Raw genomic sequence first — 14724 nt, forward strand, 5'->3', positions numbered from 1 at the left:
TGATTAATTAATAACAATAAAAACATTGGAAAAATATACCCCTTATAAGGAATATTTATATATTCAATAGGACAGCTAATGGATGCTTGTTTAGTTACATTTTCGTCTCAATTATAACGGTTTAAATACTCAATTAAAGGGCATAATTGTTGAGCGTAGAAAGTAGAAGATAGTCAAACTTTTTTATAAAAATTTTATGATTAGCTAATAAGAGGCCATCCATTTTGATTAATCTTTTTTCAAAATGGATTCTTGTTATTTACCGTAGAATATGGGTTAACACGCCATTTTTAATTAAACTTTATTTTAAAGCTACACTAACGGGCGCGATTGTGGAATAAGAAAGGAGATTACATATTAGTCATATAAAATATGTAATCTCCTTTAATTTATTTATCTTTTTTAATTTAGGTCTTGATAAATGTCTGTTCTGAGCTCCCTTTCTTTTTGTATTAATTTGCACGCTTTTTATCTTCTGTATCAATAGACCACCCAATAATAGTAGCGCAGTCTCTTCCTTTCCATTCAAGCACATTGGCTAATACAGGCTCAATTTTCAGGAAATCTCCATCATGTAATGCCTCAAATAAAGACTGATCATCCTCAAACATTCGCTTATCACACTCTAAAATTCCGTCTGTGGCCATAACAATATGATTCATTCCACGTTCTAACCCGCGAACACCTGAAGTAAAGCAGGGGGTATTCGCCGCAAAAACATTTTTTCTCCCAATACATTCATAGTATTTCTGCTGATTTAGTCTCCCTTTTCCACTCTTTCCTCGTTCAGGATGAAATAAATAAGCAAAACAATCACCAACTGATAACCAATATAAAAACTCACCTTTTCGTAAACAAATTAAACATGCAAGTTCTTCATTCTCTTGTTCACATTTCTCAATAAACAACTCATCTGTAAACAATGCTAATAAATACATATGTGTATGATGAAACGCTAGATGAATGGGATATGAGAATAATCCTTGTAATTTCTCTTTTCTTTCAGAAATTGCTTCTATTATATAATGTATATTTTTCGTTTTATGATGAGCATCAAAGATCATAACAAATTCGAATTCTAATTGTGGGTCCCACCAAGCTAGTACTGCGTCTCCTCTTTCATATGCATCACTCTCTTGATTCCCACCATATACGCCAACTGAAAGAGGACCACATTTTTCAACATGTATTTGGTCTAAATACATCTTTTCATGACTAATCCATTTAAATGTATGCACTTCAATCATCCTCTCTCTTGCTATTTGTATGCCTTTACACTAAGAGTACCTTATATTTTAAGAAAAATAAACTTTTTCAATATTTTTATACGAAATAGAAGGGATTTCAATCTAACTAAACGAATATATCGTATTATAAGATATAAATATGAATGGAGGAACTTAACTATGAAGAACATCAATACAAATTGGGAAACAATTTATTATCATTTAAGGTATGAATACGATGACAATCTTTCCCACCAAGCAGTTCGGATTCTACAAATCATTTCCCGAGAAGAGGAAACTACAATTGGAATGCTTGCTTCTGAATTAACCCTATCTCATAATACAGCATCCGAACATATAAAACGCCTTATTCAAAAAGGGTTCGTTATGAAGGAGCGAAATAAACAAGATGAACGAGTCGTTAATCTAACATTAACTACAGAAGGTAAGAAAGCTTTAGCAAAACATACATTATTAGACGAAGAAAAATTAAAGATATTAGAAGCTCAGCTTTCAGAAGAAGAACAACAATTCATTCAAAAAGCATTTTCCTTATTAGCAAAGGAGGCAAAATATGCATTTCCTCGTTAAGGTTATCGTCTCCGCCCTCATCATCGGCGGTGTAACTGAGTTTGCTAAACATTATAGTACAGTTGGTGGATTTATCGCTGCTCTTCCACTTATCAGTTTGCTTAGCTTGTTTTGGATTTCCGTTGAAGGTGGGAGTAAACAAGACTTAAGTCAATTTGCTTTAGGAGTATTGTATGGATTTCCTGCATCAGCACTGCTATTATTTATCGTCTATATTGGATTAAAAAATTCCTTTTCGCTAAGTACATCTGTACTATTCGGTATAGGCATTTGGTGTATCGCATTCGCTTGTCAAAAAACATTTCAGTTCTAGAAGAGGATTACTATGAGCAATTTTATAGAAATACTGGGCAGGAAAATGGAAGTTTACATAAAGGGCACTGGTTCTCAGACAATAGTCATTCAAACAGGAATGGGCTGTTCTTTTTATGATTGGATGCCAATTGCAGAAAAGCTTGCTTCGAATTATAAAGTTGTTCTATTTCATCGTCCCGGTTATGGACAAAGTGAGCTCGGCGATGAGGCACGTACAACACTACAAGTGACTAAAGAGCTACACGAATTATTACATGTGTTAGATATTAGACAACCGATTATTTTAGTTGGTCATTCTTATGGAGGATTATGTGCGCAGCAGTTTGCTATGTTGCATTCTAATCAGTTAAAAGCTGTTGTTCTTGTCGATTCTACTTCTATGAACTTACATCGATTAGATAATCTTGATTTACCTATCTCTGATAAAACAGATTCAGATGATATGTGGCTCCAAAAATATAGGAGTTATTCCACTATGGATTCAGACTCACTTCATGCAGAACTACAATCTATATTAATAAATCAATATGGTCACTTATCATCACGTAAACAAAAACAATATGTGGATTTCTCTACCTCACCATTATTATATAAAGCTACTGCTTCTGAACTTTCAGAGTGGAAAACTTGTGCAAAAAGAATGAAACAACTTGAAGTAACATTAAAAACTCCATTTATTATTATCGGGAGGGATCCAAATTACTCCATCAAGCAAATGATTCAAGGTGAAATGCCTTATGAAGAGGCTACAAAGCTTGAAGAAGTTTGGCAAGAGCTTATTCAAGAGCAACTTATGCTCTCCCAAAATAGCAGATATATCCTCGCTCAAAATGCTAGCCATGGAATCGAAAGTGATCGTCCTGATATCATAACTGATGCAATTCATTCCTTACAAGATGGTGACGTACATGACGTTAGAAACAATGAAAATTCCAGAGCTAAATAAACATACAAAAAAAGAAAGCAGCCTTCACTGCTTTCCCTTTTCATCTATTCATAATTTTCCTCGGCTTCATCACCATCATAATACGAGTTTCCATTATTCACATATATAGGTCCGTTGGCAACATCAACACGAAGCACCCATGCCCAAGGTACAGCTAAGCGTTTATGTAACGCACGCCAAAATCTCATTGACTTTCTTTCATACTCCTGGAACTCCTGAAGTATATCTTTGTAGGAGGAACCGTCTAACTGAACATTTGCTTCTAGTAAACGAGAATAGGCATAGTGTTGTAATTCTAGTTCGGCAGCAACTTCCATCTCTTCTGGTGTTGCCATACCAATAATTGTTCCATCAGGTGGTACAATTTCATATACGTTTTGAACTTCAATGAGCCCTTCTGGATGATCTACTAACCCCTTCTCTTTCTCAAACATGTAAACAGCCTCCTTTATTACATTTTTTATGGTACAAAAACATACTTCTCTAACGAATCTGTTCTTTCCTGCTTTCTCGATAAAATTTTACAAATTATTCACAGGATGACTTGTTTCTATCCTTACAGTAGAAATGAGCTTTTCTTCATTAACAGTTACTTTATATATATCAGGCATTTCGAGTGCTTTCCAAAAATGAAAATCATATTTGGAATCAAAATAATTCATAATGAGCACCATAATATTCCCATGAGTTCCTATTACAATATTTTTTCCTTCATGCTGTTTTAATATACTTTGGATACATGTAACACCACGCTTTTGTGCTACATCATTCGATTCCCCGCCCTCAAAAGAGAATACTGGATTCCCCCACACTTTCATAATTACTTCCTCAAAATCTTCTACTGGTTCTTTACTTAGTAGTCTCTCACGCAAATCTTCTTCAATTTGCACTGGTAATTCAAATTGATCTGCAACTCCTTGAATCGTTTGGGTCGCCCGCTTATTTGGACTAGAAATTACAACATCAATTTTTTCTCCCTTTAATAAATCTGTCACGGTTTGCGCATCATTCCGGCCTTTTTCAGATAATGGACGTTCTCTTTCTTCTGGTGTATATGTAGAATGAGCGTGACGGACAAAATATATGTGAGTCATGAAACCCCTCCTTCTATCCCCTCTACTATTCAATTGGTTCTATTAGAGATTAAATAATTCCTTTTAAGATTTTTCCATATATAATAAACAAAAGGCACTTCATGAAAAAAGCACCTTTTTGTTTACATAATAAAATTATTTTGTTATAACTTTTTTCTGAATTCTTCGCTCGTTACTACGTCTCGAATGAAATAATCTATATTATTTTCAAGTTTTTTAAACTCTATCGAATTTAAGCCGTTAGACATAAAAACAATTTCAATCTTATTTCCTCCCCTAATGAAATACCAATTATCATTATATCTATTTTATAAAATATAGAAGAAGTTTTTATTTAAAGAAAAAATCCAGTAACCAATTCTATACAAGTAGAGTAGCCCTATTCAAATTGAACAAAGGCTACTCTACTTCACACGAAGTTACCTCTCCATTTAATAAAACTACTATATCAGAATCTGTATGATGACGTTCATCCTTAAGACGCTGTGAATTCGGCGGCCCAATCACAACAGACTCCTTAATAGGAGCAAGGTCCTTTGCTAAATGTTCAGCATTAACACCGTAAGCGCCTTGGAATACTTCTGGTGGCGTCATTCTAAGTACATTTGATCCTTCAGCAGTTTCAAATTGATCATTGTTAAAAAATAGATGTAAATGGACTTCTTCCGTTACAGCGGTAATCCAATGCCACCAGCCCATTGGAATGAAGACTGTTTGCCCAGCTTTTGCTCTGTAATTTTGCAGTTGATTCGTTTCTGGATTTAAAATAGATGTAACTGCTTCACCTGAAACGACTACATCTAATTCCCAAGCATTTGGATGCCAGTGCGGTTCCCTCATATGACCTTTTGTCATATAAAGATCAACAAATGCCCCACCAATCATGGCTGGTAACTGGGTTGAAGTCACTTCATATGCAACGTTTTTATCATCTCTTTTAAAAAATACATTTTCTCTTGAGTCAAAGAAAAGATTTGGAGTTCCGGAACTTTTCTTTAAGTTTTTATTGTCTGGAACATAACCTGAATTACCCATTCTATCCCTCTTTTCCATTCCCAACATTTCATAATTAACATTGTATCGTATGGAAGAAATGAAACTGATGTGCCTATCTACTATCATTTTTACATAACAAAAAAACATGCTCCAAGACGCTAGCATGTTTTGTGATATACTTCACATTATTTAGGTAAAAAGAAAACCTTATTACTTACTGTGATGTAACATTAAATCATTAAATTCTTCTTCAATATGATTTAACTTCGCAATCCCTTCTTTCCATTTATGGATATAACGTGATACTCCAACAACAAATAAAGTGACAATAGTAGAAAGAATAATACCATATACAACAGCTACAGTATTCATAAGTTACACTTCCTTGTAATAGGTTATGATTTTATTATAATCCTTTTTCTTATGGAATGTCGGAAATTCAAGTTTTTGTAACAAAATTAAATTTTCTAATTATATTAAAAAGTATTTTCTACACAAGCTATAGTAGGAGAAACCTTACTGATAACAAGGTTTCTCCTCTATTTAAATATTATTCCATACCAACAGAAACGGTTTCCGGCAACGTACTTCCTCTATCAATTACAATGTGTGTGCCTGTTATGTAACTTGATTCGTCAGATACAAGAAAACCAGCTAACTGTCCTACCTCTTCAATTCTTCCTAAACGTCCTAGCGGAACACCTGAAGCGATGCCATAGATAACAGTATTTGGCTGATTTGGATCAGACTCATTTGCAATTTGCTCTGCCATTGGCGTCATAATATAACCTGGGCAAATCGCATTCATAGTAATATGATGCTTGGCTACTTCACGTGCTAGCGCTTTTGTAAATCTCCAAATAGCAGCCTTTGTTGTCGCATAAGCTGTTTCTCCTTCATCTGCAACTAGCGTCCCTGTTACAGAAGACATATTCACGATTTTTCTGTAATTTTTCTCAATCATGTATGGAAGAAATTTGTCAAAAAACGTTCAAAAAGAAAAGCCGTCGTAACAAACGACAGCTCATACATCACTTTTCAATTATTATTTTATTGATTTTTCTTCGCTTCTATTTTTTCTTTTGCACTTTCAGCTTTATCCAATACTTCTCCGATTTTTTGCTGTTTTTCCTTTGCTTCATCAATGCTATCTACAGCTTTGATTACTTTATCAATGCCTTCTTCGTCCACTTTTCTCTGTTTCGCAACTCTTTCCTTTTCTTTTTCCTCAATATCTTTCGCCTTCTGAAGCATATTTTCTGCATTTGACTTTACAGCTTTTTCAAGAGAAGCATCCTTTTTCTTTTGTAATACTTGATCTGCATCGTCTTTTGCTTCTAAATATTTACCATCTTTTAACGCCGATGCACCGTGGTCCATCAGCTTGGCAACTTCCTTATAGGATTTTGTTTCTTCCGTAAATTTTTCCTCTTCAGCTTTTTCAAACCACATAACTGCATCACTATATTTTTCATCTTTTAATGCTTGCATACCTGTTTCAACTTGGATATCGTAATTACTGCTACATCCAGCCATTAGAAAAAACAAACAAAGCATAACAAAACTTATTTTTCTCATGATGTTTTTCTCCTCTTTCTTTGTTACACATCTTATCTCATATTATCGAATTTCATTCTCTGCATACTTTATTAAATGTAACACAGCTAAAAAATACTTTCAAAAAGAAAAAATCATCCAGTAAATAAAACTGGATGATATGTACACATATATAAATGATGAGATTACAAATTTCTTTTTATATTATCTCTTAAAGTATTCGTTAATTCTATAATTTAAGCTGACACATCTGCTTGTTTTTTCATTCCCGACTGCTTCATTCCTAATAGTACGACTAAAAGTAGCCCAACTCCCAATGTTAACATTACGATACTAGTTGGAAGCATATCTAATAAAAATCCATACAAAATCATTCCAAGCGGAGCAATTGCTGTAGCAATAGTTTCAAGAAGACCAAAAACACGCCCTAAATATCCTGGATCTGTTGTTTTTTGAATATGTACTTGCATTGGAATATTTACTGCTATCATTGATATACCGCTAAGAAGCATGAAAACAATATAATAAATAAAACTCGCTACCTTTGGAATCGTAACGATTAGCGGAAAGACGGTACATAAACTTAAACTTGCAAATAAAAACAAGCTAATATAAATAGCTCGAAACGGATTATTTATTTCCTTACGAACAGATAAAACAACCGCACCAATTAACATCCCAACCGCTAACATACCTTCTACAGTGCCAAGTTGCCTAGAAGTTAAATGTAAGTTTTGCACAATAATATAGGGAAGTGCAACAAAAAGTGCGCTAGAAAAAAAGTTTATCCAAAGAGCAACTTTCATAAGTCCATATATTTCATGTTGTCGTTTCACATATAAAAATCCCTCTTTTATACTCGTTAAAAAATGCCCTTTATCTTCTTCCACTTCTTTTTTATACAGATCAAATACGATAAATAATTGTACAATGGCCGCTAAGAAAAATGTAATACCATTTAAAAGAAAAAAGGATGTAATGGAAAATAACCCAAATATTATCCCACCAATTATCGGCGCTAAAATTCTCGATAATGAATCGGCCGTCTGGTTTAAAGCACTCGCTTTTTGAATACGTTCTACGTCTACTAAACTTGGAACAGAAGAAGTAAATGAAACAGAATAGAAACTCGCATAAATTGATAATAATGCTGCCGAAATATAAATAAATAGAAGTGATGCTCCAAATACAGTAGAAAGAATAAACATTGTAATCATTGTCAAACTACTTAATAAGTCCATACCAATAATAAGCCATCGTCGATTCACACGATCCGCTACCGCCCCAGCGATTGGACCACATACTACCCTTGGAATAGAGCCGCAAATAAGTGTAATCGCAAAACCTACTCCTGATCCTGTTGTTTTTAAAACATATAACCCCATTGCAAACGTATAAATGCCTGCTCCTAATAAAGAACTCACTTTTCCAATCATCATCAAAATGATATTTCTTGTTGCAATTTTAAGCCTTGGATCATTTTGACTTATACTTGCGTCCGTCATTATGTCACTCTCCCCTCAAAAGTTAAATTGTGTTAAACTTATTATATAATTACTTTTCAATTTTTTACAACCAAAAGTTTAATTGTACTTAACTTTTTTTGTGATAAAAGAGATGTCTTTTAGTTAATTAAAATGTATGCAAACATAATCATACGTGATATAACATAATCACAAGGAGCTGATTATATGGGAAAACATTATAAACCGAAAAAATTCTCTGAATCATTAAATGCCTCCGTGTTGACTTTACAGCGTTGGGATAATCAAGGGAAATGAAAAGCTTTTCGTTCTCCTAGTAACAGAAGATATTATACACATGAACAATATTTAGAATGAATATATAGGAGTTCACAAGACAAACGAACAAAGAAAAACTGTTATTTATGCACGAGTTTCCACTTCCGATCAAAAGGATGATTTAAAGAATCAAGTTGAATTTCTTAGGAATTTTGTAAATGTAAAAGGAATGATAGTGGATGAAGTCATAGAAGATTACGATAGCAATCTGCATTATAACCGTAAAAAATGGAACGATTTCATCAATACATGTATGACAAATGAGATAGATACAATTGTGATTGCGCATAAAGATAGATTTATTCGTTTTGGTTATGATTGGTTTGAAAGACTCTTACATTCATTCAACGTAAATATAATTGTTGTAAATAATGAAAATGAAAGCCTTTCTCCACAAGAAGAACTTGTTCAAGATATGATTTCTATTCTTCATATTTTTAGTTGTAGAATTTACGGTTTAAAAAAATATAAAAAGAAAATCAAAGAGGATGAGGATGTTGAAAAAAGCATACAAAACAGAAATCAAACTCACTGATATTCAAAAAACCAAAGTTATTCAAACGATTGGAGTAAGTCGATATATTTACAACTTCTACATCACCCATAATAAAGAAATATACGAAAAAGAAAAGAAATTCATCAGTGGAATGGACTTTTCTAAGTGGTTGAATAACGAATATATTCCGAATCATAGAGATAAAATGTGGCTCAAAGAAGTATCTTCTAAAGCAATGAAAAAAGCTATTATGAATGGAGAAAAAGCATTTCAAAATTTTTTCAAAGGAAAAACAAAATTTCCCCGTTTCAAAAAGAAGCGCGACCAAGATGTGAAATGCTATTTTCCGAAAAATAACAAAACAGATTGGATCGTCGAACGACATCGCATTAAAATACCTACCATTGGATGGGTACGATTAAAAGAATTTGGTTACATCCCCACGAATGCTAAAGTAAGTAGTGGAACTGTTTCTCAAAAAGCAGGTAAATTCTTTGTATCTGTACTTTGTGAAGTGGATACAAAGAATACGCAAATAAACACACAAGATGGTATAGGTGTAGATATTGGAATTAAAGATTTTGCAATTTGTAGTCATGACGTTACTTTTCAAAATATCAATAAAACACAGAAAATAAAAAGATTAGAAAAGTCTTTAAAACGACAACAAAACTCTTTAAGTCGTAAATATAAACATTTAAAAAAGAGAGGTGAAAAATCTGCCACTAAAAAGAATATCAATAGACAAATCTTAGTGATACAAAAACTTCATAATCACCTTGCGAACATCCGCGAGGAATATATTAGATATGTTGTAAATACTTTAGTGAAAGCCAAACCGAAGTATATAACAATTGAAGATTTGCATGTTAAAGGGATGATGAAAAATCGTCATTTGTCTCGTGCAATATTTGTGCAGAAATTCTATTGCTTTAGAGAATGGTTGACGTATAAATGCAATGAATATGGTATCGAATTAAGAATGGTACATCGTTTTTATCCTAGTTCGAAAACATGTTCTTGTTGTGGATATAAAAAAGTTGACCTACGTTTATCTGATAGAATTTTTAAATGTGACAACTGCGATGTTGAAATGGATAGAGGTTTTAACGCAAGTCTACATTTGAAATATGCAACAGAATATACGATCATCACATCTCGATAACGTATATATGTAGGGTGGGCTACATCCGAATTTACGCTTGTGGAGTGCTATATCAAATTGTGGTAGCGAATAAGTGGCGAAGCGAGGCACATAGAAGCAAGAATGATCTAACGTAGATGATTATGTTTGTCTATGTTTTTAGTAGCAGCAACTATATGGCTACTCTTGGTGAAAAAATTAAAGCATTGCGAAAAGAAAAGCGTCTTACGCAAACAGAATTAGCTGGCTCAGAGCTAACGAAAAGTATGCTGAGTCAAATTGAAAATGGGAAAGCAACTCCTTCCATGAAAACATTACAATATCTTGCTAGTAAGCTTGAATGTGAAGCAAGCTTTTTACTAGAGGAAGACAACGAAGAGGTGACAAAGCTTATTCCAAAGATGGAACAAGCTATAAAAAATAATCAATTTGAAGAAGTGTATCGTACACTATTACCTATTGTTCAAAAAGAACTGCCACCTACTTTAAGTACAGCTCGTTTATATAAACAATTTATAAGTGTTGCATTTAACATGAAAGATTACAACATACATTCTTATATCGAAAAAGCCGTAGTGATTTTTCAAAAATATACTTTATATCGTGAAAGTACACAAACCAGTTTAAAGCTTTGCTATGTATTATTTATCGATAAAAAATATGAAGAATGCTTAGAACTTCTTGTATCTATTCGAAAAGAATATGAAGCAAAACAATTAGAAATGGACCTTATTATACAAATAGAACTTTTCTTATGTGAAGCGGTTGTTTTACTCGCATATGGTGATTATGAGGGATGCGAAGAAATTATCTTACAAGCTCTCGACTTCTCAAAAGAAAATCAAGTGTATTATAAAACAGACGAATTTTATCGAATTCTCTCTTACCAAAAGGTAATAGTAGCGGATGAAAATAAATATCTACACTATATAAAAAAATCCGAACAATTTGCTGTTTTCACAGAAAATATTTTATCTCTTGCTATTGTAGACATATTAAAAGCTTATTATTATAACACAATCACAAATGAATATACGTTAGCCTTACAACATCTAGAATTGTTTAAGCAAAAACTCCAAGATGAACAACTCTTGCAAGAAGACGGGGCGTATTACGTAGAAAAGGGAAAAGCTTTATACGGCCTCAAACGATACGAAGATGCATTAGAAGCATTAGAACAAGCAACAATTCCAGATTATATGTTCCACCCACTAGATCAAGCATGGATTATAACTGGAGGAGCTTATCGTGCTCTTTGTTATATGGAACTTCAAAATAAACAAAAAGCGCTTCATGAAGCAACAGAAGCCTTTCATGCTATACAAGAATTTCCCGATTCGACATTTACTGTGTTTATTAAAGAAACATTACAAATAATACAAAAAATTTAAATCCATCTCAAAATGGTATATTATTCCTCTTTTTTAGCAAAAATAATAAAGATGGGAGGAATGTAAGAATGAATGTACAACGCGCAAAAGAAATTTCCGAGTCATCAGAACAAGCACATGTCAGTTTTCAAGGTATGCCTGTTATGATCCAACATGTTGATGAAAATAATGGGACCGCACGCATATACGATGCAACGAATCCAGATCGTGAATTAACAGTTCCAGTCAATAGCCTAGAGGAAATCTAAGAAATCCCACTTCAGTTTTATTTGAAGTGGGATTTTTCTTTTGTGCTATATGAAATGAAAGGCAACCAATTTTCCCTTTCCAGCCATTTAGATCATTACTTCACAAATAACGTAAATTTCTATTTTTTAACATCTATCCTAATACGGTACGTGATATTTCCTAAAATTTTTTCATACTAAAAAGACATATTATTCAATCTTTATGATACAATACAATTCATATTTACATTTGGAGGGATAATATGGGTACGAAAAAACAACATAACACTCCTTATTACGCAGTTATATTCACTTCCCAACTTTCACAAGACACGACTGATTATAGTGATGTTGCTGAGGAAATGGAAAAGCTCGCTAAAGAGCAACCTGGATTTATAGACGTTGAAAGCGCACGTGATACATCTGGCCTTGGTATTACAATTTCATATTGGGAGTCACTTGAAGCAATTCAACAGTGGAGAGAAAATGCAGCACATACTATAGCAAGACAAAGAGGCCGTGAACAATGGTATGAAAGCTTTCATATGAAAATATGTGTTGTAGAAAGAGAATATAATTTTCAAAGGAAAGGTTTATAATCAATGAAGAACAAAGTGGCTCTAATTGTTATTCACGAAATATACGGTGTAAATCAGCATATGCAGGATGTCATATCCAGGTTTTCTTCACCACAGATAGATATCTTCTGCCCAGATCTTTTACAGCTAGATGCTCCTTTTCATTATAATGATGAACAAAACGCTTATTCCCATTTTATGCAAAACATTGGATTCCAACATGGAAAGGAGAAAATTGAAGAAATGATTCAAACACTTTCAAAAGACTATCCATACATAGGACTCATAGGTTTTAGTATTGGAGCAACCATCTCTTGGCTATGCAGTGAAAATCCAAAAGTTCATTTTATTATTGGCTGCTACGGCTCTCGCATACGAGACTATTCTTATATTACTCCTACATGTCCTACTCTTTTAATTTTTCCAGAAATAGAAATGAACTGTTCCATTTCTTCTCTTATTACAACATTGCAAGAACAAAACAACCCATTTCTACATATAAAACAGCTTCCAGGAGATCATGGATTTCTAGATCCTTATACTGTAAAATATAACGAAGAATCTACAAAACAAGCATATGAAATGATAGATTCATTTCTTCAAAAAACTATAATGAAACAAATGCATTAAAGGAGTTTTGATATGTCATTTACATTACTTTTACTTGCTTTCGTTTTTCTAATCATTCTCATAACATTAGCTTTCATTTTCATAACTCTTAAAAATCGAAAATATTTAAACCGTCCTTATCGACATTCCTTTATCGTTATGACCTTATTTCTTGGACATTGGATTTTAGTTTTGACTAGTTTTTATACATTACTCCCTAACTATATTAGCGATTTTATTTTTCTACCAATCTGGTATTTTCTTTGTATTTTAGGATTTATGGTTTTCATAAAAGAATGGAAAAATAACCGAATCATTTCTGTATCCGTCGGCGCTTTCTCTTTTATTAGTCTACTCTTTGGTATACTATTACAAGGAATTTCTAAAATGTAAGTTTATTTTACAGGAGCTGAACTTTGAAAATCAGCTCCTTTTTCTACATGAAATGTGTTGGATTTTGTGGAACGGTCGATCTATTTAACTAAAAAATCACTACGCTCCATCCAAACAGGCATGAATAGATATAGTGCATACGCTATAACCATCCAGATTGCGAAAGATAGGATTTGCTGTGATGAAAGTGTTGGAAAAATACTAGAGGAGTAATAGAGAATGAAAGTATCTAAAAACAATCCTATCCCGGTGCCGAAAATCCCTAATTTTATGAGGGCATATCGTGATGAATCTACTTTTCGATACAACCACATTACGACATATAGGGATAGCGCTATGCCCAATTCCAAAAGAATGAGCCTATTCATAAATGAAGGTGCGGATATTTCTACTAAAACAGCTGCTCCAAATACGTAAAAAAATGTTGACGCCGTAAACCAAATACCTACAGAAAATAAAATAGTAATCCACAATTTATCCTTCACTACTTTCCTTCCCTTCCTGCAAGGGTACGAACTTTTGTATAAGCAAATACAATCTATCATACGTTTCTTCCGCATGAAATGATGGATTAAATAGTGCTTGCAATGCTAATCCATCATTTCATGCATTACACATAACACTCCAAGTTTTATTTGAGATTCCTTCAATTTGTGATTCTCCCCATATTTGTTGTAGTCCCCTTTGTAATTCTTGATTTTCATAGTTTAACAGTTCACCAATCTTCTCTTTCATCTCTTCATTTTGCAATCCACTTGCTACTAATTGAAAGAACAAATGATGGTACATAGAATCTTGTGTGCATCTACTTTTAGCGAAATGTAACGCGTTTTCTACATGAAACTCCTCTCCTATCTGTTCCCATGATGACTTACAAAATGATTCTGTTACTTCAAGTAATAGCTGCTCTTTCGTTTTAAAATGATAATAAACAGTCCCTTGTGTAACATGAGCTCTTTCAGCAACTGCTTTTAGCGTCAGTTTTGTCATACCTTGTTCGGCAATCAATTCTTTTGCAGCATGTAACAACCTTTGTTTATTTACAACATTAGGTTTTGCCACTTTATATCCTTCTTTTCTAAGTTAGTTAGGCAACTAACTTAGATTATACAGAAAAATCAGAAACAAAAAAAGGAAGAAAAGCCTAAAATTAACTTTTCTTCCTTTTATTTTTATCTTTATGGGACTGCATTGTTACGGAGTCGCAAGGTGTGTAATATATTTGTGGGGTTGCTTTGTTAACAAGCATTGTAAAAGTAATCAAACCGATGATAAAGAAAATAAACAATGTAAACAGAATGAAACCTATTGTTAAAAGAATCATAACACCACCCCTATTATATTCATGATATTACACTT

18 protein-coding genes and 4 pseudogenes are annotated in these 14724 nt (G+C 33.2%); 10 read left to right on the plus strand and 12 right to left on the minus strand.

Going from position 1 to position 14724, the window contains the following annotated elements:
• Window positions 1-452: 452 nt before the first annotated feature.
• Window positions 453-1247: a PP2C family serine/threonine-protein phosphatase gene (locus Y7E_RS0116530; RefSeq protein WP_017152385.1), complete on the minus strand. Its 795-nt coding sequence runs from the start codon at window positions 1245-1247 to the stop codon at window positions 453-455.
• Window positions 1248-1406: 159 nt separating this feature from the next.
• On the opposite strand from Y7E_RS0116530, the gene Y7E_RS0116535 reads away from it, so the two are divergent.
• Genes Y7E_RS0116535 through Y7E_RS0116545 form a run of 3 tightly spaced genes read left to right on the plus strand, consistent with a single transcriptional unit; the run spans window position 1407 to window position 3078 of the window.
• On the plus strand, window positions 1407-1817 hold the full coding sequence (locus Y7E_RS0116535) for a MarR family winged helix-turn-helix transcriptional regulator (RefSeq protein WP_017152386.1): 411 nt from the start codon (window positions 1407-1409) through the stop codon (window positions 1815-1817).
• Entirely contained in the window at window positions 1801-2130 is a 330-nt protein-coding gene (locus Y7E_RS0116540) for a DUF3147 family protein (RefSeq protein ID WP_017152387.1), read from the plus strand. The genes Y7E_RS0116535 and Y7E_RS0116540 overlap by 17 nt, the downstream gene beginning before the upstream one ends.
• A 12-nt stretch (window positions 2131-2142) precedes the next feature.
• Window positions 2143-3078: an alpha/beta hydrolase gene (locus Y7E_RS0116545; protein ID WP_017152388.1), complete on the plus strand. Its 936-nt coding sequence runs from the start codon at window positions 2143-2145 to the stop codon at window positions 3076-3078.
• Between the two features lie 44 nt (window positions 3079-3122).
• Here the strand turns inward: Y7E_RS0116545 and Y7E_RS0116550 are convergent, their stop codons facing one another.
• From Y7E_RS0116550 to Y7E_RS0116580, 8 genes and pseudogenes are all read right to left on the minus strand, one after another.
• On the minus strand, window positions 3123-3512 hold the full coding sequence (locus Y7E_RS0116550; protein WP_017152389.1) for a hypothetical protein: 390 nt from the start codon (window positions 3510-3512) through the stop codon (window positions 3123-3125).
• Window positions 3513-3599: 87 nt separating this feature from the next.
• Window positions 3600-4172, minus strand: coding sequence for a histidine phosphatase family protein (locus tag Y7E_RS0116555; protein ID WP_017152390.1), 573 nt, complete (start codon window positions 4170-4172; stop codon window positions 3600-3602).
• A 143-nt stretch (window positions 4173-4315) separates the two neighbouring features.
• Window positions 4316-4444, minus strand: a pseudogene (locus Y7E_RS34485) (serine hydrolase); the annotation flags it as partial.
• A gap of 127 nt (window positions 4445-4571) precedes the next feature.
• Window positions 4572-5207 (minus strand): cupin domain-containing protein, encoded by a 636-nt coding sequence (locus Y7E_RS0116560; protein ID WP_017152391.1) that lies wholly within the window; start codon window positions 5205-5207, stop codon window positions 4572-4574.
• A gap of 171 nt (window positions 5208-5378) precedes the next feature.
• Window positions 5379-5540, minus strand: a complete 162-nt coding sequence (locus tag Y7E_RS0116565) for a hypothetical protein (protein ID WP_017152392.1) — start codon at window positions 5538-5540, stop codon at window positions 5379-5381.
• 178 nt (window positions 5541-5718) lie between these two features.
• Window positions 5719-6156, minus strand: a pseudogene (locus Y7E_RS30005) (SDR family oxidoreductase); the annotation flags it as partial.
• Window positions 6157-6218: 62 nt separating this feature from the next.
• Window positions 6219-6746, minus strand: coding sequence for a DUF4398 domain-containing protein (locus Y7E_RS0116575; RefSeq protein WP_017152394.1), 528 nt, complete (start codon window positions 6744-6746; stop codon window positions 6219-6221).
• A 215-nt stretch (window positions 6747-6961) separates the two neighbouring features.
• Window positions 6962-8230 (minus strand): MFS transporter, encoded by a 1269-nt coding sequence (locus Y7E_RS0116580; RefSeq protein WP_017152395.1) that lies wholly within the window; start codon window positions 8228-8230, stop codon window positions 6962-6964.
• 186 nt (window positions 8231-8416) lie between these two features.
• Here Y7E_RS0116580 and Y7E_RS30015 point away from each other — a divergent pair.
• The 7 genes and pseudogenes from Y7E_RS30015 (at window position 8417) to Y7E_RS0116620 (ending at window position 13365) form a co-directional block, all read left to right on the plus strand.
• Window positions 8417-9062, plus strand: a pseudogene (locus Y7E_RS30015) (IS607 family transposase).
• Window positions 9025-10188 carry an RNA-guided endonuclease InsQ/TnpB family protein gene (locus Y7E_RS0116595; RefSeq protein WP_026049246.1) on the plus strand — a complete coding sequence of 388 codons (1164 nt, stop codon included), beginning with the start codon at window positions 9025-9027 and terminating at the stop codon, window positions 10186-10188. Before Y7E_RS30015 ends, Y7E_RS0116595 begins: the two are co-directional and overlap by 38 nt.
• A 155-nt stretch (window positions 10189-10343) precedes the next feature.
• A complete protein-coding gene (locus Y7E_RS0116600; RefSeq protein ID WP_017152399.1) occupies window positions 10344-11558 on the plus strand; it encodes a helix-turn-helix domain-containing protein in 1215 nt (404 codons plus the stop codon).
• A 68-nt stretch (window positions 11559-11626) separates the two neighbouring features.
• Window positions 11627-11806, plus strand: coding sequence for an H-type small acid-soluble spore protein (locus Y7E_RS0116605; RefSeq protein WP_017152400.1), 180 nt, complete (start codon window positions 11627-11629; stop codon window positions 11804-11806).
• Between the two features lie 242 nt (window positions 11807-12048).
• A complete protein-coding gene (locus Y7E_RS0116610; RefSeq protein ID WP_017152401.1) occupies window positions 12049-12384 on the plus strand; it encodes an antibiotic biosynthesis monooxygenase family protein in 336 nt (111 codons plus the stop codon).
• 3 nt (window positions 12385-12387) lie between these two features.
• The gene (locus Y7E_RS0116615; RefSeq protein WP_017152402.1) at window positions 12388-12993 is read left to right on the plus strand and encodes a dienelactone hydrolase family protein; all 606 of its coding nucleotides are present in this window, start codon (window positions 12388-12390) and stop codon (window positions 12991-12993) included.
• A 12-nt stretch (window positions 12994-13005) separates the two neighbouring features.
• Window positions 13006-13365 (plus strand): hypothetical protein, encoded by a 360-nt coding sequence (locus Y7E_RS0116620; protein WP_017152403.1) that lies wholly within the window; start codon window positions 13006-13008, stop codon window positions 13363-13365.
• Between the two features lie 80 nt (window positions 13366-13445).
• Here the strand turns inward: Y7E_RS0116620 and Y7E_RS0116625 are convergent, their stop codons facing one another.
• From Y7E_RS0116625 to Y7E_RS30970, 3 genes and pseudogenes are all read right to left on the minus strand, one after another.
• Entirely contained in the window at window positions 13446-13850 is a 405-nt protein-coding gene (locus tag Y7E_RS0116625) for a DUF5367 family protein (protein WP_017152404.1), read from the minus strand.
• Window positions 13840-14427 (minus strand): annotated as a pseudogene (locus Y7E_RS30020) (TetR/AcrR family transcriptional regulator). Before Y7E_RS30020 ends, Y7E_RS0116625 begins: the two are co-directional and overlap by 11 nt.
• A gap of 88 nt (window positions 14428-14515) precedes the next feature.
• Window positions 14516-14689, minus strand: a complete 174-nt coding sequence (locus Y7E_RS30970; protein WP_017152406.1) for a DUF3951 domain-containing protein — start codon at window positions 14687-14689, stop codon at window positions 14516-14518.
• Window positions 14690-14724 lie beyond the last annotated feature (35 nt).

The organism is Bacillus bingmayongensis (genome assembly GCF_000299035.1).
In the GTDB taxonomy this organism is placed as follows: Bacteria; Bacillota; Bacilli; order Bacillales; family Bacillaceae_G; genus Bacillus_A; species Bacillus_A bingmayongensis.